Origin of the sequence: Dyella marensis (assembly GCF_900112865.1) — a bacterium.
Lineage (GTDB): Bacteria > Pseudomonadota > Gammaproteobacteria > Xanthomonadales > Rhodanobacteraceae > Dyella_D > Dyella_D marensis_A.
In genome coordinates this window covers 33,727-52,440 of sequence record NZ_FONH01000008.1, presented here as the reverse complement: position 1 = coordinate 52,440, position 18,714 = coordinate 33,727, and the positions used below count along the sequence as shown (strand labels likewise).

Sequence of the window (18,714 nt, the reverse complement as noted above, 5' to 3'; positions counted from 1 at the left end):
TGGCGAAAGCGGCGCCAGCCGGCGCGCGCCCCGCCCACCTTGTAGCCGTCTTCAGCGCAGGGCTTCCGCCAGCTCGCTGCGGAGATCGGCGATATCCTCGACGCCCACCGAAAGCCGGATCAGCGAATCGCTGATGCCCAGGCGCTTGCGATTGGCCGGCGGTACCGAGGCGTGGGTCATGATCGCCGGATGCTCGATCAGGCTCTCCACGCCGCCCAGCGACTCGGCCAGGGCGAACAGGTGGCAGCGCTCCAGCATGCGGCGCGCCTTGCGCAGGCCGCCCTTCACTTCGATGCTGATGATGCCGCCGAAGCCGTGCATCTGGCGCCGCGCCAGGGCGTGCTGCGGATGGCTCTTGAGGCCGGGATAGATCACCCGCTCCACTTCCGGGTGCTTTTCCAGCCACTGCGCCAGTTCGAGCGCGCTCTCGCAATGGGCCTTCATGCGCAGGTGCAGGGTCTTCAGGCCGCGCATGGCCAGGAAGGAGTCGAACGGGCCGGCCACGGCGCCGACCGAGTTCTGCAGGAAGCCCATGCGCTCGGCCAGTTCCTGCTCGCGCGCCACCACGATGCCGCCGACCATGTCCGAATGGCCGTTGAGGTACTTGGTGGCCGAGTGCAGCACCAGGTCCGCGCCGGATTCGAACGGCCGCTGGATCATCGGCGAGCAGAAGGTGTTGTCCACCACCAGGATCAGGCCGTGCTTCTTCGCAAACGCCGCGACCTTGGCCAGGTCGACCAGCTTGAGCATCGGATTGGTGGGCGTCTCGGCCCAGATCATTTTGGTGTTGGGCTTCAGCGCGGCCTTCAGCGCCTGGGCGTCGTTCAAGTCGACAAAGGTGAAATCCAGGCCGGCCGAGCGGCGGCGCACGCGCTCGAACAGGCGGTAGCTGCCGCCGTACAGGTCGTCCATCGCGATCACGTGGCTGCCCGAGTCGAGCAGGTCCAGCACCGTGGCGGCCGCGGCCAGGCCCGAGCCGAACGCAAAACCGGCCACGCCGCCCTCCAGCGCCGCCACGCAGGCCTCGTAGGCCATGCGGGTCGGGTTCTGGGTGCGCGAGTACTCGTAGCCCTTGTGCTTGCCGGGGCTTTCCTGGACGTAGGTCGAAGTCGCGTAGATCGGGGTCATGATCGCCCCGGTGGTCGGGTCGGGCGACTGGCCCGCATGAATGGCCAAGGTCCCCAATCCCAGGGAGGACTGCCCTACCGCGCTCTTCTTCGACTTGGCCATACGTAGCGAACCTGCTCCAGCTCGGGACAAACGCGCATCTTACCTGCCTGGCCGCATTCCACCGAATGTTCGCGCGACAGGCGTTCATGCCTGAGAGGCTTAAGACGTTCGAGATCGTCATCCTGACAATGGAAAATCAAACGATGGTTTAAAACAAAATTTCCTTGACAACCCCGTCACGGGCTCAGCGTTTTGCCCAGATGAAATTGATAAAAATTTCACGGAGCTTACGAATATGACCCGAGTAACCACTCTCATTCACTACCACATCTTTAAGAACGCCGGATCCAGCGTGGACGCCAGCCTCCGGCGCAGCTTCGGCGAACGCTGGGGCAGTTTCGAAGGCCAGCACGCCCATGACATCCAGAGCGCCGAGCAGCTGCGGCGGTTCATGCTCGCCAACCCTGGCTACCGGGCGATCTCCAGCCACCTCGCACGACCGCCGCTGCCCTTCGACGACAGCCTGCCTGTCGTCTTCATCCGCCATCCCTTGCTGCGCGCCTATTCGGTCTACCTGTTCACCCGCCGCGATCCGCAGCAACCCTTCGCCGAAGCCGCCATCAACAACGGTTTCGCCGACTACATCCGCTGGGCCCTGCGCGAAGAACCGGGCAGCATCGTGATCCGCGATTACCAGGTGGTGCACCTGTCGAGCGCTTCGTGGCGCTGCGGCCACATCCTGGATGCCTGCGCCAACGAGGCCGATCTCGCCGAGGCCTGCGCGCTGCTGGACGGCTGGGGCATGGCTGGCGTGGTCGAACAGTACGAGCGCTCGATCGACGCCTATCAGGCGCTTTATGCGCCGCTGCTGCCTGGCCTGGAACTGGCCTACGACTGCGAAAACGTGTCGCCGATCGAGCGCACCACGCCGGCAGCGCAGCTCGATCAACTCGAAGCCCTGCTGGGCAGCGACCTGCACGCACGCTTCATGGCGAGCAATGCGCTCGACCTGGCCCTGTACCACCATGCCTGCGCCCTGCTCGATCACGCCACCGCGACAACCCGCGCCGCGTAAGCCGTGCCTCTCCCGGCGTACACAACCGCGACCCGCAGCTGAATCCGCGGCGGATGCGACCTGACCGGGCTCGCATTCCGCGGCACCCGAAGCTTGGTAACTGGGTTTCGTGCAGGCATCATTGAAAGGATGCATGCGGGCGCCGTGCTGCCCGCCACTCCCCTTTCCCTCCCCCAGCTACGGACCTAATCGATATGAGCAGTCCTCTTCCCGGATCCTCGCCCCTTCTGGTTACGGGTGGCGCGGGCTTTATCGGCGCCAACTTCGTCTTGCGCGCGATCGCCGAGGGCAGAAAGGTCGTCAACCTGGACAAGCTCACCTACGCGGGCAACCTCGACACGCTGGCTTCGCTGCAGGACAACCCGCTGCATGTATTCGTGCAGGGCGACATCGGCGACCGCGAACTGATCGCCAGGCTGCTCGCCACCCATCGCCCGTCCGCGATCGTGAACTTCGCCGCGGAATCCCATGTGGACCGCTCCATCGACGGGCCGGCTGCCTTCGTCGAGACCAACGTGGTCGGCACCCTGGCCCTGCTCGAAGCGGCGCGCGATTACTGGAAGTCGCTCGAAGGCGGCGCGGCGCAGAGCTTCCGCTTCCTGCACGTGTCCACCGACGAGGTCTACGGCTCGCTCGGCAGCGAAGGCAAGTTCACCGAGCAGACGCCGTACGCGCCGAACTCGCCGTACTCCGCCTCGAAGGCGGCCTCCGATCACCTGGTGCGCGCGTTCCACCACACCTACGGCCTGCCGGTGCTCACCACCAACTGCTCCAACAACTACGGCCCGTACCAGTTCCCCGAGAAGCTGATCCCGCTGGTGATCCAGAAGGCGCTGGCCGGCGAGCCGCTGCCGGTCTACGGCGACGGCATGAACATCCGCGACTGGCTGTTCGTCGGCGATCACTGCAGCGCCATCGCACGCGTGCTCGAAGCGGGCCAGGTGGGCGAGACGTATAACGTCGGCGGCAATGCCGAGCGCGAGAACCTCACCGTGGTGAAAGCCATCTGCGCCCTGCTCGACGAACGCCATCCGCTGGCCGACGGCCGCAGGCGCGAGGCGCTGATCACCTTCGTCAAGGACCGCCCCGGCCACGACCGCCGCTACGCCATCGACGCCAGCAAGCTGCAGCGCGAGCTGGGCTGGACGCCGTCGCAGACCTTCGAGTCCGGCATCGCGCAGACGGTGCACTGGTATCTGGACAACCAGGCCTGGGTGGAGCGGGTCCTTGACGGCAGTTACCGTATGGAGCGACTGGGCCAATGAGCACACGTAAAGGCATCATCCTCGCCGGCGGATCGGGCACGCGCCTGTATCCGATCACCCAGGCGGTCAGCAAGCAGCTGCTGCCGGTCTACGACAAGCCGATGATCTACTACCCGCTGGCCACGCTGATGCTGGCCGGCGTGCGCGAGATCCTGGTGATCAACACGCCGCACGAGCAGCCGCTGTTCGAGCGCCTGCTCGGCGACGGCTCGCAGTGGGGCATCGACATTCGCTATGCGGTGCAGCCTTCGCCAGACGGCCTGGCGCAGGCTTTCCTGATCGGCCGCGAGTTCATCGGCAACGACCCGAGCTGCCTGGTGCTGGGCGACAACATCTTCTACGGCGTCGGCCTTACCGAACGCCTGAAGCGTGCCTCCTCGCGCGAGCATGGCGCCACCGTGTTCGGCTACTGGGTGCGCGATCCGGAGCGCTACGGCGTGGCCGAATTCGACAGCAGCGGCCGCGTGATCGGACTGGAAGAGAAGCCTGCGCAGCCGAAGTCCAGCTACGCGGTGACCGGCCTGTATTTCTACGACAACCGCGTGTGCGACTACGCGGCCAGCCTCAAGCCTTCCGCGCGCGGCGAGCTGGAAATCACCGATCTCAACCGCGTGTACCTGCAGGACAACTCCCTGCACCTGGAACAGCTCGGCCGCGGCTTTGCCTGGCTGGACACCGGCACGCACGAGTCGCTGATGGAAGCGGGCAATTACATCGAGACCATCGAGAACCGCCAGGGCCTGAAAGTGTGCTGCCCCGAGGAAATCGCCTTCATCAACGGCTGGATCGACGCCGAGCAGGTGCTGCGTGCCGCGGCGCCGCTGGCCAAGACCGGCTACGGCCAGTATCTGCAACGGCTGGTCACGCAGGGCCATATCCGATGAAAGTGATCGAGACCGCCCTGCCCGGCGTGCTGGTGATCGAACCGCAGGTGTTCGGCGACGCGCGCGGCTTCTTCTACGAAAGCTATAACGAGGCACGTTTCCGCGACGCCGGCATTGACGCGCGCTTCGTGCAGTCCAACGTCTCGCGCTCGGCCAAAGGCGTGCTGCGCGGCCTGCACTACCAGTGGCCCCATCCGCAGGGCAAGTTCGTCAGCGTGCTGGAGGGCGAGGTGTTCGACGTCGCCGTGGACATCCGCCGCGGCTCGCCGCATTTCGGCCAGTGGTTCGGCGCCATGCTCACCGCCGAGAACAAGCGGCACATGTGGATTCCCGAAGGCTTCGCGCACGGCTTCTGCGTGGTGAGCGACTACGCCACCTTCAGCTACCAGTGCACCGCGCTGTACGACGCCAAGGCCGATGCCGGCGTGCTGTGGAACGATCCGGCCATCGGCATCGACTGGCCGATCGCCGAGCCGCAGCTGTCCGACAAGGACCTCAAAGCGCCGCTGCTCAAGGACGTTCCCGAGCATCGCCTGCCGGAGCTGCCGCGTTGAAGATCCTGCTGCTCGGCGGTAACGGACAGCTGGGCCAGACGCTGGCCGGCCATGCCGGGCTGGGCGCGCTCGGCAGCCTGGTCGTCGCTACGCGCGACGGCAAGCTGGCGGGCGGCGGCAGCGGCGAGGTGGCGGACCTGTCCGACCTCGCTGGACTCAAGGCACTGCTCGACCAGGTCGAACCCGATCTCGTGATCAATGCCGCGGCCTACACCGCGGTGGATCGCGCCGAGACGGAAGAAGCCCTGGCTACGCGCATCAACGGCGAGGCGCCGGGTGTCATGGGTGCCTGGGCGCAGGCGCATGACGCGCTGGTCCTGCATTACTCGACCGACTATGTCTTCGACGGCGAATCGGCGACACCCTACCGGCCCGGCGACGCCACCGCGCCGATCGGCGCCTATGGCCGCAGCAAGCTGGCCGGAGAGCAGGCGCTGCAGCAAAGCGGCGCCGCGCATCTGATCCTGCGCACGGCCTGGGTCTACGCGCCGGTCGGACACAACTTCCTGCGCACCATGCTGCGGCTCGGCGCCGAGCGCGACGAGCTGCGCGTGGTCGCCGACCAGCATGGCGCGCCGACCACGACCAGCCTCATTGCCGACGGCAGCGTCGCCGCGCTCAGCCAATGGCTGGAGGCTGACGCCGCAACGCGCCCGGGCCTGCAAGGCATCCATCATCTGGTGGCCGGCGGCAGCACCACCTGGCACGGCTTCGCCTCGGCCATCATGGCCCGCGCCCATGCGCTGGGCCTGCTGGAAAAGCAGCCCAAGGTCAGCCCCATCGGCACGGCCGACTTCCCCACGCCCGCACGTCGGCCGCATTATTCGGTCCTCGACAACCGCGGTTTCGAACAGACCTTCCACATCCACCTGCCATCCTGGCAAGCCGGCCTCGACGACGTGCTCGAGGCGCTTGCCGCAAAGGGAACGCAAACATGTTGATCCCTCTCGTCCTCAGCGGTGGCAGCGGCACCCGCCTTTGGCCGGTCTCGCGCAAGAACCTGCCCAAGCAGTTCCTCTCGCTGATGGGCCAGGGCACCTTGTTCCAGCAGACCGTCGCGCGCACCCGCCTGCTGCCCGACGTGGCCTCGCCCATCGTGGTGGCGAGCGAGGATCACCGCTTCCTGGTCGCCGAGCAGCTGCTCGAATCGGGCATCCAGGATGCGACCATCGTGCTCGAGCCGCTGCCGCGCAATACCGCCCCGGCGATCGCGCTGGGCGCCTTGCAGGCGGTCGGGCAGGATCCGGAGGCGCTGCTGCTGGTGCTGCCGGCGGATCATCTGATCGGCGACGAGGACAGCTTCCGCGACGCCGTCGAGCAGGCCCTGCCCGCGGCGCGCGACAACTGGCTGGTCACCTTCGGCATCCGCCCTGACCGCCCGGAAACCGGCTTCGGCTATATCCGCCGCGGCGATGCCATCGGCGGCCATGCCTACAAGGTGGCCGAGTTCGTCGAGAAGCCGGCGCTGGAGACGGCGCAGGGCTACATCGAGCACGGCGGCTACGACTGGAACTCCGGCATGTTCCTGTTCAAGGCGGCGCGCTTCCTGGACGAGCTGGCCGCGCATGCGCCGGCGATGCTGCAGGCCGTCCGCGCCGCGCATGCCTCCGCCAAGGCCGACCTGGATTTCGTGCGCGTCGACGCCGATGCGTTCGCGCAGGTGCCGGAGAACTCGATCGACTACGCCGTGATGGAGAAGACCCGCCACGCCGCGGTCATCCCCGTCTCCTGCGCGTGGAGCGACATCGGCTCCTGGTCCGCGCTGTGGCTGGCCGGCGTGCGCGATGCGCAGGACAACCTGCGCGAAGGCGACACCATCGCGATCAAGACGCATCGCTCGCTGCTGCGTTCGCACGACCGGCATCTGCTGGCCACCGTCGGCGTGGACGACCTGATCGTGGTCACCACGCCGGACGCCACCCTGGTCGCACATCGCGATGCGGCGCAGGACGTCAAGCGCGTGGTGGATGAGCTCAAGGCCGCGGGGCGTACCGAGCATTCGCTGCATCGTGTCGTGCGCCGGCCCTGGGGCAGCTATGACTCGCTGGAATCGGCCGACCGCTTCCAGGTCAAGCGCATCGTCGTCAAGCCCGGCGCAGCACTCAGCCTGCAGAAGCATCATCACCGCGCGGAGCATTGGATCGTGGTGTCCGGCACGGCCGAAGTGACCTGCGATGACAAGGTATTCCTGCTCGGCGAGAACCAGAGCACCTATATCCCGCTGGGCAGCGTGCATCGCCTGCGCAATCCGGGAAAGGTGCCGCTGGAAATCATCGAGGTGCAGTCGGGGAGCTATCTGGGTGAGGACGATATCGTGCGGCTGGAGGATGTGTACGGGAGATCCTGAGCGCGCCGTCCCGTCTCGACAAAAAAAGCCGCGCTGATGCGCGGCTTTTTTTTGCAGATCGGATACGCGATCACCTTATTGATGCAAGCAGCCGATCATAGGTCTGCGTCGCAACAGCAGCCGGCTTTCATTCCACCGTTACGGACTTCGCCAGATTACGCGGCTGATCCACATCAGTGCCACGCAACACTGCCACGTGATAGGCCAGCAGCTGCATCGGCACCGTAAACACCGCTGGCGCGATGAAATCGCCGCCGCCATCGATGCGCAGGATCGAACCGCGCGCCGCATTGCCGTCCATGCTGGCCGCGCCATCGGCGAACACCAGCAATTCGCCGCCGCGGGCGCGCACTTCCTGCAGGTTGGACTTGAGCTTGTCCAGCAGCGGGCCGTTCGGCGCCACCGCGATCACCGGCATGTCTTCGTCCACCAGCGCGAGCGGGCCGTGCTTGAGTTCACCGGCGGCGTAGGCCTCGGCGTGGATGTACGAGATTTCCTTCAGCTTCAGCGCACCCTCCATCGCCACCGGGTACTGCGCGCCGCGCCCGAGGAACAGCGCGTGCTGGCGATGGATGAGATGCTCGGCGAGATCCACGATCTGCGGCTCCAGCTCCAGCGCCTTCTCGATCTTCTTCGGCAGGCTCTGCAGCTGCGCGGTGAGATCGGCATAGCGCGCATCGTCCAGGCCGCGATGGCGCGCCAGCTGCAATGCCAGCAGGCCGAGCGCGGCGAGCTGGGTGGTGAAGGCCTTGGTGGAGGCGACGCCGATTTCCGGGCCGGCGCGGGTCATCAGCTTGAGGTCCGCCTCGCGTACCACCGAGGACTCCGGCACGTTGCAGATCGCCAGCGTGCCGAGATAGCCGCGGCGGCGCGATTCGCGCATAGCGGCCAGGGTGTCGGCGGTTTCGCCGGACTGGGAGATCGCCACGAACAGCGTGCCGTCCGGCACCACCGCTTCGCGGTAGCGGTATTCGCTGGCCACTTCCACGTTGACCGGCAGGCGCGCGTAGTCCTCGATCCAGTACTTGGCGACCAGGCCCGCGTGATAGCTGGTGCCGCAGGCGATGATGTGCAGACCCTTGGTCTTGCCGAGCAGCTCGTCGCCGTTGACGCCGAAGATATTCGGCAGCACGCCGTGCGGACCGATGCGCGCTTCCAGCGTGTCGGCCACGGCGCGCGGCTGCTCGAAGATTTCCTTCTGCATGTAGTGGCGGTATTCGCCGCGCTCGACCGCGTCGGTCGACAGTTCGCTCTCGTGGATGGTGCGCTCGACCGCCTCGCCGTGCTGGCCGAAGATGCGCACGCGATCGCGGGTGATTTCCACCACGTCGTGTTCTTCGAGGTAGATCATCCGGTTGGTGACCTGGATCAGCGCCTGCGCATCGGAGCCGAGGAAGTTCTCGCCGATGCCCACGCCGACCAGCAGCGGCGCGCCGCGACGGGCGCCGATCACGCGGCCGGGTTCCTTGTCGCTGATCACGGCGATGGCGTAGGCGCCTTCCAGCTCGTGCACCACCGACGAGACCGCATCGAGCAGCGACTTGCCGGAAGCTAGGCGCTCGCCGATCAGCGCCGCCATCACTTCGGTATCCGTCTCGGAGGTGAAGGCGTGGCCGCGCGATTCCAGCTCGCTGCGCAGCGAGGCGTAGTTCTCGATGATGCCGTTGTGCACCAGCGCCACGTGGCCTGCGATATGCGGATGCGCGTTGACCTTGTTCGGCACGCCGTGCGTGGCCCAGCGCGTGTGCGCGATGCCGGTGCCGCCGGGGAACGGGTCGGCCAGGTACTGCGATTCCATCTCGCGCACCTTGCCCTTTTCGCGCACGCGGCGGATCTCGCCTTCCTGCAGCACGGCCAGGCCGGCCGAGTCGTAACCGCGATATTCCAGCGCCTTCAGGCCGGCGATCAGCAGGGGGGCGACGTCACGCTGGGCAGTGGCGGCAACGATTCCACACATGGGCAGAGTCCTCTTGAGGAGAAAGGGGGACCGGAAGCGGACTTCCGCGGGCCGGGACTTTGTCGGCCACCCATTTCAGCAAACTTTCGTGACGCAACGGACCCTGCGCACTTCAATTCGTGCGCTCGGTCGGCCGGCTGTTCATCGGACAGCCGGCTTCGTGGTGGCGAGCATCCGCCAAGTATGAATTGGCGCCTAGTGCACCTTACGGCGTAGGTAATTCAGCAGGTCGATGCGGGTGATCAGGCCCATGAACTGCTCGCCGTCCATCACGATGGCCACGTGGCCGCGCTCGAACACCGGCAGCAGGGCGGTGATCGATTCGTGGATGTCGAGGATCTGCAGGTTGCTGATCATCGCGGTGGAGACCGGGTCGCGGAAGCGGCTTTCGTCCGCGTGCACATGCATCAGCACATCCGACTCGTCGAGGATGCCGACCAGCTTGTTGCCGTCCATCACCGGCAGCTGCGAGACGTCGTACAGCTTCATGCGCGTGTAGGCAGTCATCAGCAGTTCGCCGGGGCCGACCACCACGGTGTCGCGCTGGGTGAACGGGCGCAGCAGCAGGTCGCGCAGGTCGCCGTGCTGCTCGCGGTCGATGAAGCCGTTGTCGAGCATCCAGTAGTCGTTGTACATCTTCGACAGGTACTTGTTGCCGGTGTCGCACACCAGCGTCACCACGCGCTTAGGTTGGGTCTGTTCGCGGCAGTACTTCAGCGCGGCGGACAGCAGGGTGCCGGTGGACGAACCGCCGAGCACACCTTCCTTCGCCAGCAGCTCGCGTGCGGCGAGGAAGCTTTCCTTGTCGCTGATCGCATACGCCTTCCTGACCCGGCTGAAATCGCTGATGGAGGGCAGGAAATCCTCGCCGATGCCTTCGACCATCCAGCTGCCGGACTTGGTCGAGAGCACGCCTTCGTTGATGTACTGCGCGAGGATCGAGCCGACCGGATCGGCCAGCACGATTTCCGTGTCCGGCGAGTGCTCGGCGAAGTAGCGCGACAGGCCGCTCATGGTGCCGGACGAGCCGCAACCGACCACGATGGCGTCGACGCGCCCGTCCATCTGCTCGAGGATTTCCGGGCCGGTGGTGGCGATGTGCGCGGCCGGGTTGTCGGGATTGCCAAACTGGTTGATGAAGTAGGCGCCGGGCGTTTCGCGCGCGATGCGCTCGGCCATGTCCTGGTAGTACTCCGGGTGGCCCTTGGCCACGTCGGAGCGGGTCAGCACCACCTCGGCGCCCATCGCCTTGAGATTGAAGATCTTCTCGCGGCTCATCTTGTCGGGCACCACCAGCACCAGGCGATAGCCCTTCTGCTGCGCCACCAGCGCCAGCCCCAGGCCGGTGTTGCCGGCGGTGCCTTCGACCAGGGTGGCGCCCGGCTTGATCTTCCCGGCGCGTTCGGCGCCTTCGATCATCGACAGGCCGATGCGGTCCTTGATCGAGCCGCCGGGGTTGGCGCTTTCGAGCTTGAGGAAGAGCTCACAGGAACCCGCGTCCAGGCGCTGCGCGCGCACCATCGGGGTGCGGCCGATCAGTTCGAGGACACTCTGGTGGACCGTCATGGAAGCTCCTGCGTTGGCTTGCGGGCAGCCCGGACCGGACCGCCTCAGACCGCCGATCATACCGAGCCGACCCCATCCCCTGGAAACGGAGCGGCCCCGGCAGCCGTTCCCTCGCGGGGTGGCTCCGGGGCCGCATCCTTGAATGCGAAACCGCAGGCTAGTTGACGGTTCGATGCTTGTGCGCGCGTTCATCCCACATGCGCTGCAACCGTTCCTTGGCGTGGAGCTTTTCTTTCTTCATGCCCGTGAGGGTCATGTCGTCGATGGGAAGAACGCCGATCTCGGCGTCATGCACCTTGCTGTCGAGCTCCTTGTGGTGCTGGTACAACCGACGGAACTCGGCGTCGGCTTTCATCAAGGCTTCGACATCGTCACGCTGCTGGTTTTCGAACATGATCCGACCTCCTCGCGAAGAACCGCGGGCGCGGGATCGGTGCGCCCGCTAACGGTGGCAAACCATGCGCATGCCAACGACCCACGCCGGCTTGCCGGTACGCAGGTGATCGGGTGATCGAGGGATAGGCGCATGATTCAGGTCAGTGACCCATGGTGCATGAGCGCCCCATGGGTATTCGACCCTACTCCCGCCTTTTGGGTCATGCAAGCGCGTTGCGGAGAAGCGCATCACAGCGCGGTTCGCATTGGAAAAGACCGTCGCGGCAGGCTTTTTTTCGCGTTAACCATTGCTTTCGATGGAAACGAAAACGCCCGGCGGAATCACCGCCGGGCGCTTCATTCGTGCATGGCTGCAGCGACGCTTACTTGCCCGAATCGCCCTGCATCTGCGAGCGCATCGCCTTCGCCGCCTGGGTGGCGAGATCCGCCTGGCGCTTGGCGGCGTTGGCCACCTTGGCCTGGGCGGCGGCCAGCTTCTTGGCCTGGTCGGCCTGGGCCTGGGCCTGCACGGCCTGGGCCTGGGCGGCGGCGCCCTCCTGCTGCAGGCGGGCGGCCTCCTCCTGGGCCATCTGGTACTGCATGCGCTGGCGATCCAGTTCGCGGCGGGCCGCTTCCACCTCGCGGCGGGTGCCATCGAGCTGGATCTGGTCGTGCTCGCGGTCGAGCTGGTTGACCTTCAACTGGGCTTCCTGCAGCTGGGCCGTGGCCTTGGCCAGGTCCACGCGCCGCTCGGCGATGTACAGCGCCTGGGCACGGTCGCGCGAGCGGGCCTGGGCCAGGCGGCCGATGGCGTCGCGGGCGCGGGCCTGCTCGGCCTGGGCGTAGCCGCTCAGGGCCGGGTCGCGGGCGAGCTGGTCCAGGCTGCTGTTGAGGCGGGCCACGTCCATGTCGTCCTTGGCCTGGGCCGAACCCACGGCCGCGATGGCGAGGACGAGCGCCGACAGGGTGATGCGCAGCGGTCTCATGGGTGGCCTCCCTGATCGTTGGTCTGGGGCTGCGGCTGCTGCTGGGGCAGGGTCTGGAAACCGCCATCCTGCGGCAGCGGCTGCAGCACGGAGGACGACGGCGCCGGCATGTCCTGGGTCTGCTCCTGCGCCGGCAGGCCCTGCTGCTGTTCCTGCATCTGCCGCTGTTGCTGCTGGGCAGCCTGCTGGGCGGCCTCTTCCTGCGCGTTCAGGTTCTGCTCGATCTGCTCGCGCAGCTCGCGGTTGGCCTGGGTCTTGCGCTGGATCTGGGCGCGGGCGGCGCCCAGCCGCGCCTTGGCGCGGGCCAGTTCGGCGTCGGCCTGGGCTTCTTCGGCCAGGGCGGCGGCGTCCTCGTACTTGCGGCTGGCCATGGCGGCCTGGGCTTGCTGGAACTTGTTCTGGGCGAAATCCAGGTCGACCGGGGCGTAATCGGCCGCCCCGGCGTCACGGGCGTACTGCAATTGCATCTGCGCCTGGTTCATGGACCCGTCCGGCGGAGGCACGCTGGCGCAGCCGCCGAGCGAGCCCAGCACGAGGGCCAGGATCAGGGTGGAAAGTACCGTGCGGACGCCATGTTGGCGGCGATCCGGCGCGGGGAAGATGTGGACCATCACTCATTCCTCTAAGAGTGTCGCAGCGTATTGTGGGCGGGCATAATCGTTGTTTGCAACGCGTGAGCGTCATTTCAGGGGACACGAGTGGATATTGGTTACTTCCTCAAGCTGATGGTGGACAAGGGCGCGTCGGACATGTTCCTGACGACCGGCGCCCCCGTGAACATCAAGGTGGAGGGCAAGCTCTACCCGCTGGGCAATACCGGCCTGCCCGGCGGCATGGTGAAGAAGATCGCCTACTCGCTGATGGACGAAGGCCAGGTGCCCCAGTTCGAGCGCGACCTCGAGCTCAACATGGCGCTGGCGGTGAAGGAAGCCGGCCGTTTCCGCATCAACGTGTTCAAGCAGCGCGGCGAAGTGGGCATGGTGATCCGCGCGATCAAGAGCGAGATCCCGAGCATCGACCAGCTGCAGCTGCCGAGCATTTTCCGCGACCTCATCCTGGAGCCGCGCGGCCTGATCCTGGTGGTCGGCGCCACCGGCTCCGGCAAGTCCACCACCCTGGCGGCGATGCTGGACCACCGCAACCAGAACACCTCCGGCCACATCCTCACCATCGAGGATCCGATCGAATACCTGCACCGCCACAAGAAGTCGATCGTGAACCAGCGCGAGGTCGGCCTGGACACGCACAGCTATCACGAGGCGCTGAAGAACGCGATGCGCGAGGCGCCGGACGTGATCATGATCGGCGAGATCCGCGACACCGACACCATGGAAGCGGCCATCGCGTTCTCCGAGACCGGCCACCTGTGCCTGGCGACGCTGCATTCGAACAACGCCGACCAGACGCTGGAGCGCATCCTCAACTTCTTCCCGGAATCGGCGCACAAGAACGTGCTGATGAACCTCGCGCTGAACCTGCGCGCGGTGATCAGCCAGCGCCTGGTGATCGGCAAGGACGGCCGCCGCCTGCCGGCGACCGAGGTGCTGCTCAACACCCCGTTCATCCGCGACATGATCCGCCGCGGCCAGATCCACGAGGTGAAGGAGGCGATGGACCGCAGCCTGCAGGAAGGCATGCAGACCTTCGACCAGTCGCTGTACCGCCTGTACAAGGAAGGCCGCATCGAGCTGGACGAGGCGCTGGCCAAGGCCGACTCGCGCGACGGCCTGGCGCTGAAGATCCGCCTGTCCGAAGGCGGCGGCTCCGACAATGCCGAGCTGGTCGGCAACGATCCTTACGGGCTCGGCTTCTAAGCCATCTTCAGGCGGCGGGGCGCATGCCGCCCTGCCGCCGCCCTCCTCGATCAACCCATCCGCTCAATCGACTGCCGGCGCGTCCGGCTGTGCCTCCGGCACGGCCCGCTTGAAGGCGTCCAGCGCCTGGCAGGCCTCGACGATGCGCCGGATGGTCGGGAACTCCTCCATCGGCAGCTTCCAGCGCAGCGCGTTGTAGTGCTGCGGCACCAGGCAGGCATCGGCCAGGGTCGGCTGGTCGCCGTGGCAGAAACGCCCGGTCGCCGCGTTGCCCGCAAGCATCGCCTCCAAGGCGCGGAAGCCCTCGCCGATCCAATGCCGCGACCAGCTGCCGCGCACGGCTTCGTCCGCATGCAGCTCGTTGCCCAGGTACTGCAGCACGCGCAGGTTGCCCAGCGGGTGCACGTCGCAGGCCAGCAGCTGCGCCAGCGAACGCACGCGCGCCCGGCCAGCCGCATCCGGCGGCAGCAAGGCCGGAGCCGGATGGGTTTCGTCCAGGTATTCCATGATCGCCATGGACTGCGTCAGCACCTGCGCGCCGTCGACCAGGCACGGCACCAGCTCCTGCGGATTGAGTGCCCGGTAGGCCTGCTGGTGCTGCTCGCCGCCGTCGCGCACCAGGTGCACCGGGCGACTCTCGTAGGCCAGCCCCTTCAGATTCAGCGCGATGCGTACGCGGTAGGCGGCGCTGGAGCGCCAGTAGCCGTACAGCACCAGGTCCGAGGTCATGGGCTTGCTTCCTTGTGGCTGTCTCAAGGCGGCCTAGGATACCCGCCGGATACCCGCGCCGCGGTTTGCATCGTCATCGGGCGGGCGGGACAATACGGGGTTCGCGCTCGCCAGGGCGCCCTCATTACTCACTTCCAACCAGGAGTTGCGCCGTGTCGTCCTTCCTCCGCATGAGCGACCTTGATCTGCGCGGCAAGCGCGTGCTGATCCGCGAAGACCTGAACGTACCGATCGAGGACGGCCGGATCACCTCCACCCAGCGCCTGGACGCCTCGCTGCCGACCATCAAAGCCGCGCGCGATGCCGGCGCCCGCGTGATGGTGATCTCGCACCTGGGCCGTCCGAAGGAAGGCCAGTTCGACGCCGAATCCTCGCTGGCGCCGGTGGCCAAGTGGCTGGGCGACAAGCTGGGCACCCCGGTACGCCTGATCGCCGACTACCTCGGCGGCGTGGACGTCGCCGAAGGCGAGGTGGTGGTGCTGGAGAATTGCCGCATGAACGTCGGCGAGGGCAAGGACGACGAAGCCCTGTCGAAGAAGTACGCGGCACTGTGCGACATCTTCGTGATGGACGCCTTCGGCACCGCGCACCGCGCGCAGGCTTCCACCCATGGCGTGATCAAGTACGCCCCCGTCGCCGCCGCCGGCCCGCTGCTGTCGGCCGAGCTGGACGCGCTGGGCAAGGCGCTGGAGCATCCGGCGCATCCGCTGCTGGCGATCGTCGCCGGCTCCAAGGTCTCCACCAAGCTCACCCTGCTGGAGAACCTGATCGGCAAGGTCGACCAGCTGATCGTCGGCGGCGGCATCGCCAACACCTTCATCGCCGCCGCCGGTTACGGCGTCGGCAATTCGCTGTACGAACCGGACCTGCTCGACGCCGCCAAGAAGGTGATCGCCGACGCCAAGCGCCGCGGCGCCGAAGTGCCGATGCCGGTGGACGTGGTGGTCGCGCCGGAGTTCTCCGCGCACGCGCCGGCCACGGTGAAGCCGGTGGACCAGGTCAAGGACGGCGAGATGATCCTGGACATCGGCCCGCAGACCGCGAAGAACTACGCCGCGCTGATCGCCAAGGCCGGCACCGTGGTGTGGAACGGCCCGGTCGGCGTGTTCGAGTTCGACGCCTTCGGCAAGGGCACCGAGACGCTGGCGCGCGCGGTCGCATCGTCCGACGCGTTCTCCATCGCCGGCGGCGGCGACACGCTGGCCGCGGTGGAGAAGTACGGCATCGAGAAGGACGTCTCCTACATCTCGACCGGCGGCGGCGCCTTCCTGGAATTCCTGGAGGGCAAGGAGCTGCCGGCCGTGGCCGCGCTCAAGGCCCGCGCAGCCAAGTGAGCGGCGCCCGCATGCTCTGCCTGTTCGACCTCGACGGCACCCTGATCGATTCGGAACTGGGCATCGTCAGCTGCGTGCGGCACGCCTTCCAGCAACTGGGCGTGCCGGCACCGGCGGAACTGCGCCACTGGATCGGCCCGCCGCTGCGGCACAGCTTCGGGCCGCTGCTCGATCACGATCCGGCCCTGGTCGAGGCGGCGGTGGAGCATTACCACCAGCGCTTCCACCAGATCGGCTGGCGCGAGCACACCGTGTACCCGGGCGTCGAGGCGATGATCCAGCGCCTGCGCGATGCCGGCCATACGCTTGCGATCGTGACCAGCAAGCCGCAGCGGCATGCGACGCCGATCGTCGAATCGTTTGCGTTCGCCGATGCGTTCACCCGGCTGTACGGTCCGGATCCGCGCAGCCCGCACAGCGAGAAGGCCTCGATGATCGCCGCGGCGCTGGCGGATTTCGGCGCGGATCCCGCACAGACCGTAATGATCGGCGACCGCCACTTCGACATCGACGGCGCGGTGGCCAACCAGGTGCGCGGCATCGGCGTGCTGTGGGGCTTCGGCAGCCGCGAGGAACTGGAGCAGGCCGGCGCGCACGCGCTGACCCATACGCCCGGCGAACTGGCCGAACTGCTCGCCGCCTGAGGCGTCGCACGGCCTTGCGGCCGCTACCATGGGCCATCCTGGCCGGGTGACTTCGATGGAAGCCCAAGAAATTCGCTACGCCCTGGCGGTCTATCGCAACCTCAACTTCACCCGCGCCGCCGCGCAGTGCTTCGTCACCACGCCGGCGCTCTCGCGCGGCCTGCGCAAGCTGGAGGACGAGCTGGGCGCCGCGCTGTTCATCCGCGACACGCACGGTGTGCAGGTCACGCCGTTCGGCGCGCTGATGCGGCCGCACCTGGAACAGATCGCCAACGGCATGGCCGCGGCCCGCGCGGCCGGCAAGCAGTTCCTGGACGCCGATGATGCCCCGGTGCGCATCGGCGTGATGTGCACGATCGGGCCGGCGCGCTTCCTCGGCTTCCTCGGCGAGTTCCGGCTGGCGCAGCCGCAGTGCCAGATCCAGCTGGCCGACAACGGCGTGGACGACCTCACCGAACAGTTGCTCGCCGGCTCGCTGGACCTGGCGGTGATGGCCTTCGCCGAAGGTGCCGACACGCGCTTCAAGACCCAAGTACTGTATCGCGAACCGTTTCATATCGCCGTGCCGAGCGGACATCCGTTTACCGAACGCGAGAGCGTTCCGCTGGCCGAGGCGGCACTGGAGCCGCACCTGCTGCGCGAGAGCTGCGAATACCAGGGCTTCTGGCTCGACGAAATCCGCCAGCTCGGCGTGGAGCTGCCGATCGCCTTCCGCAGCGAGCGCGAGGACTGGATCCAGACCATGGTCGCCGGCGGCTTCGGCATTTCCTTCGTGCCGGCGTATTCGCCGCTGGTACCGGGCATCCAGCTGCGCCCTTTCAGCGATCGCACGATCGAGCGCGAAGTGAGCCTGGTGCACCTGGCCGATCGCCCGTTGAATCCAGCGGCCGCCGAATTCGCACGCTTCGCCATGGCGTGGACATGGCGATGACGCCCCTCGCGGAGCGCCATCGCCGACACCCGAACGGATTGCTTACCTGGCCGGATACAGCGCCGCGCGCAACTTGCCGCCGGCCTGCTCCACCGCGGCCCTGGCCGCCGGGGTATCGCCCAGGGCGTTGAGCATCACGAAGTCGTGGATGGTGCCGAGATAGCGGGTCGCGGTGACCTCCACGCCGGCATCCATCAGCTTGTGCGCATAGGCCTCGCCTTCGTCGCGCAGCACGTCGTTGTCGTCGGTGATCACCAGCGCCGGCGGCAGACCCTTGAGCTGTTCCAGCGTGGCGTTGAGCGGCGTGACCAGCGGGTTCTTGCGCGCGGCTTCGTTCGGCACATAGGCATTCCAGAACCATTGCATCGCCGGCAGCGTCAGCCACGGGCCGTTGGCGAATTCGCGGTACGAGCCGTTATCGAAATTCGCGTCGGTGACCGGATAGAACAGCACCTGGTAGACGAACTTCGGACCGCCGCGCTGCTTGGCCATCAGGGTCACCGCGGCGGTCATGTTGCCGCCGACGCTGTCGCCCGCGATCGCCATGTTGTTGCCGTCGATGCCGTGCTGCTTGCCGTGCTCCACCACCCAGCGGGCGGCGGCGTAGGCCTGCTCGTCCTGCACCGGGAACTTCGCTTCCGGCGCACGCGCATAGTTGACGAACACCACCGCCGCGCGTGCGCCGTGGGCGAGCTGGCGCACCAGGCGGTCGTGGGTGTTCTCGCTGCCCAGCACCCAGCCGGCGCCGTGGATGTACAGCACCGCCGGCAGGGTGCCATCGACGCCGCGCGGACGGATGATGGTCAGCGAGACCTTGCCCGCCTTGGCGTCGTCGAAGCTGATCTCCTGCTTGTCCACCGCCAGCTTGGCCACGTTGCCGGACTGCGCATCCTCCAGCACCTGCCGCGCCTGCGCGACCGGCAGCTTGTAGATCGGCTGGCCGCCCTTGGCGGCGAGCGCGTCGACGAAAGCCTGCGTGGAAGGCTCCAGCTGTCCCGCGCTGGCTTGCGCGGCGGCGCCGAGCGCGATGGCGGCGAACAGCGTCTTGAAGGTATTCATGGCGATTCCTTGAGGTGGGTGGCG

Annotated in this window: 18 protein-coding genes; 10 read left to right on the top strand and 8 right to left on the bottom strand. The window is 67.0% G+C overall.

What is annotated here, in order from left to right; genetic code table 11:
• Positions 1 to 51: 51 nt before the first annotated feature.
• The gene (locus BM172_RS12730; protein WP_026635551.1) at positions 52 to 1,230 is read right to left on the bottom strand and encodes a trans-sulfuration enzyme family protein; all 1,179 of its coding nucleotides are present in this window, start codon (positions 1,228 to 1,230) and stop codon (positions 52 to 54) included.
• Between the two features lie 292 nt (positions 1,231 to 1,522).
• Between BM172_RS12730 and BM172_RS12725 the strand changes: the two genes are divergently transcribed.
• The 6 genes from BM172_RS12725 (at position 1,523) to BM172_RS12700 (ending at position 7,295) form a co-directional block, all read left to right on the top strand.
• The gene (locus BM172_RS12725; protein WP_026635550.1) at positions 1,523 to 2,245 is read left to right on the top strand and encodes a hypothetical protein; all 723 of its coding nucleotides are present in this window, start codon (positions 1,523 to 1,525) and stop codon (positions 2,243 to 2,245) included.
• Positions 2,246 to 2,439: 194 nt separating this feature from the next.
• Positions 2,440 to 3,510: a dTDP-glucose 4,6-dehydratase gene (gene rfbB, locus BM172_RS12720; RefSeq protein ID WP_026635549.1), complete on the top strand. Its 1,071-nt coding sequence runs from the start codon at positions 2,440 to 2,442 to the stop codon at positions 3,508 to 3,510.
• The gene (rfbA, locus tag BM172_RS12715; protein WP_026635548.1) at positions 3,507 to 4,394 is read left to right on the top strand and encodes a glucose-1-phosphate thymidylyltransferase RfbA; all 888 of its coding nucleotides are present in this window, start codon (positions 3,507 to 3,509) and stop codon (positions 4,392 to 4,394) included. Before rfbB ends, rfbA begins: the two co-directional genes overlap by 4 nt.
• The gene (gene rfbC, locus BM172_RS12710) at positions 4,391 to 4,948 is read left to right on the top strand and encodes a dTDP-4-dehydrorhamnose 3,5-epimerase (RefSeq protein ID WP_026635547.1); all 558 of its coding nucleotides are present in this window, start codon (positions 4,391 to 4,393) and stop codon (positions 4,946 to 4,948) included. The genes rfbA and rfbC overlap by 4 nt, the downstream gene beginning before the upstream one ends.
• A complete protein-coding gene (gene rfbD, locus BM172_RS12705) occupies positions 4,945 to 5,889 on the top strand; it encodes a dTDP-4-dehydrorhamnose reductase (RefSeq protein ID WP_026635546.1) in 945 nt (314 codons plus the stop codon). Before rfbC ends, rfbD begins: the two co-directional genes overlap by 4 nt.
• Positions 5,883 to 7,295: a mannose-1-phosphate guanylyltransferase/mannose-6-phosphate isomerase gene (locus BM172_RS12700; protein ID WP_026635545.1), complete on the top strand. Its 1,413-nt coding sequence runs from the start codon at positions 5,883 to 5,885 to the stop codon at positions 7,293 to 7,295. The genes rfbD and BM172_RS12700 overlap by 7 nt, the downstream gene beginning before the upstream one ends.
• Before the next feature lie 127 nt (positions 7,296 to 7,422).
• Here BM172_RS12700 and glmS read toward each other — a convergent pair whose 3' ends face one another.
• From glmS to BM172_RS12675, 5 genes are all read right to left on the bottom strand, one after another.
• Positions 7,423 to 9,252, bottom strand: a complete 1,830-nt coding sequence (gene glmS / locus BM172_RS12695) for a glutamine--fructose-6-phosphate transaminase (isomerizing) (protein WP_026635544.1) — start codon at positions 9,250 to 9,252, stop codon at positions 7,423 to 7,425.
• A gap of 195 nt (positions 9,253 to 9,447) precedes the next feature.
• Positions 9,448 to 10,818 (bottom strand): pyridoxal-phosphate dependent enzyme, encoded by a 1,371-nt coding sequence (locus BM172_RS12690; protein WP_026635543.1) that lies wholly within the window; start codon positions 10,816 to 10,818, stop codon positions 9,448 to 9,450.
• Between the two features lie 157 nt (positions 10,819 to 10,975).
• Complete coding sequence (locus tag BM172_RS12685) at positions 10,976 to 11,212, bottom strand: HP1242/YdcH family protein (RefSeq protein WP_026635542.1); 237 nt, start codon at positions 11,210 to 11,212, stop codon at positions 10,976 to 10,978.
• Between the two features lie 364 nt (positions 11,213 to 11,576).
• Complete coding sequence (locus BM172_RS12680) at positions 11,577 to 12,179, bottom strand: hypothetical protein (RefSeq protein ID WP_026635541.1); 603 nt, start codon at positions 12,177 to 12,179, stop codon at positions 11,577 to 11,579.
• Positions 12,176 to 12,790, bottom strand: a complete 615-nt coding sequence (locus BM172_RS12675) for a DUF4398 domain-containing protein (RefSeq protein ID WP_026635540.1) — start codon at positions 12,788 to 12,790, stop codon at positions 12,176 to 12,178. Before BM172_RS12675 ends, BM172_RS12680 begins: the two co-directional genes overlap by 4 nt.
• 87 nt (positions 12,791 to 12,877) lie before the next feature.
• Between BM172_RS12675 and BM172_RS12670 the strand changes: the two genes are divergently transcribed.
• Positions 12,878 to 13,993 (top strand): PilT/PilU family type 4a pilus ATPase, encoded by a 1,116-nt coding sequence (locus BM172_RS12670; protein ID WP_026635539.1) that lies wholly within the window; start codon positions 12,878 to 12,880, stop codon positions 13,991 to 13,993.
• A gap of 63 nt (positions 13,994 to 14,056) precedes the next feature.
• Here the strand turns inward: BM172_RS12670 and maiA are convergent, their stop codons facing one another.
• Positions 14,057 to 14,722 (bottom strand): maleylacetoacetate isomerase, encoded by a 666-nt coding sequence (gene maiA, locus BM172_RS12665; RefSeq protein WP_026635538.1) that lies wholly within the window; start codon positions 14,720 to 14,722, stop codon positions 14,057 to 14,059.
• A gap of 170 nt (positions 14,723 to 14,892) precedes the next feature.
• Between maiA and BM172_RS12660 the strand changes: the two genes are divergently transcribed.
• The 3 genes from BM172_RS12660 to BM172_RS12650 are packed head-to-tail and all read left to right on the top strand — an operon-like array spanning position 14,893 to position 17,631.
• Positions 14,893 to 16,056 (top strand): phosphoglycerate kinase, encoded by a 1,164-nt coding sequence (locus BM172_RS12660; protein ID WP_026635537.1) that lies wholly within the window; start codon positions 14,893 to 14,895, stop codon positions 16,054 to 16,056.
• An 11-nt stretch (positions 16,057 to 16,067) separates the two neighbouring features.
• Positions 16,068 to 16,700 carry an HAD hydrolase-like protein gene (locus BM172_RS12655; RefSeq protein ID WP_026635536.1) on the top strand — a complete coding sequence of 211 codons (633 nt, stop codon included), beginning with the start codon at positions 16,068 to 16,070 and terminating at the stop codon, positions 16,698 to 16,700.
• 55 nt (positions 16,701 to 16,755) lie between these two features.
• Positions 16,756 to 17,631 carry a LysR family transcriptional regulator gene (locus BM172_RS12650; protein ID WP_026635535.1) on the top strand — a complete coding sequence of 292 codons (876 nt, stop codon included), beginning with the start codon at positions 16,756 to 16,758 and terminating at the stop codon, positions 17,629 to 17,631.
• 42 nt (positions 17,632 to 17,673) lie between these two features.
• Here BM172_RS12650 and BM172_RS12645 read toward each other — a convergent pair whose 3' ends face one another.
• The gene (locus BM172_RS12645; RefSeq protein WP_026635534.1) at positions 17,674 to 18,690 is read right to left on the bottom strand and encodes an alpha/beta hydrolase; all 1,017 of its coding nucleotides are present in this window, start codon (positions 18,688 to 18,690) and stop codon (positions 17,674 to 17,676) included.
• Between the last annotated feature and the right edge of the window lie 24 nt (positions 18,691 to 18,714).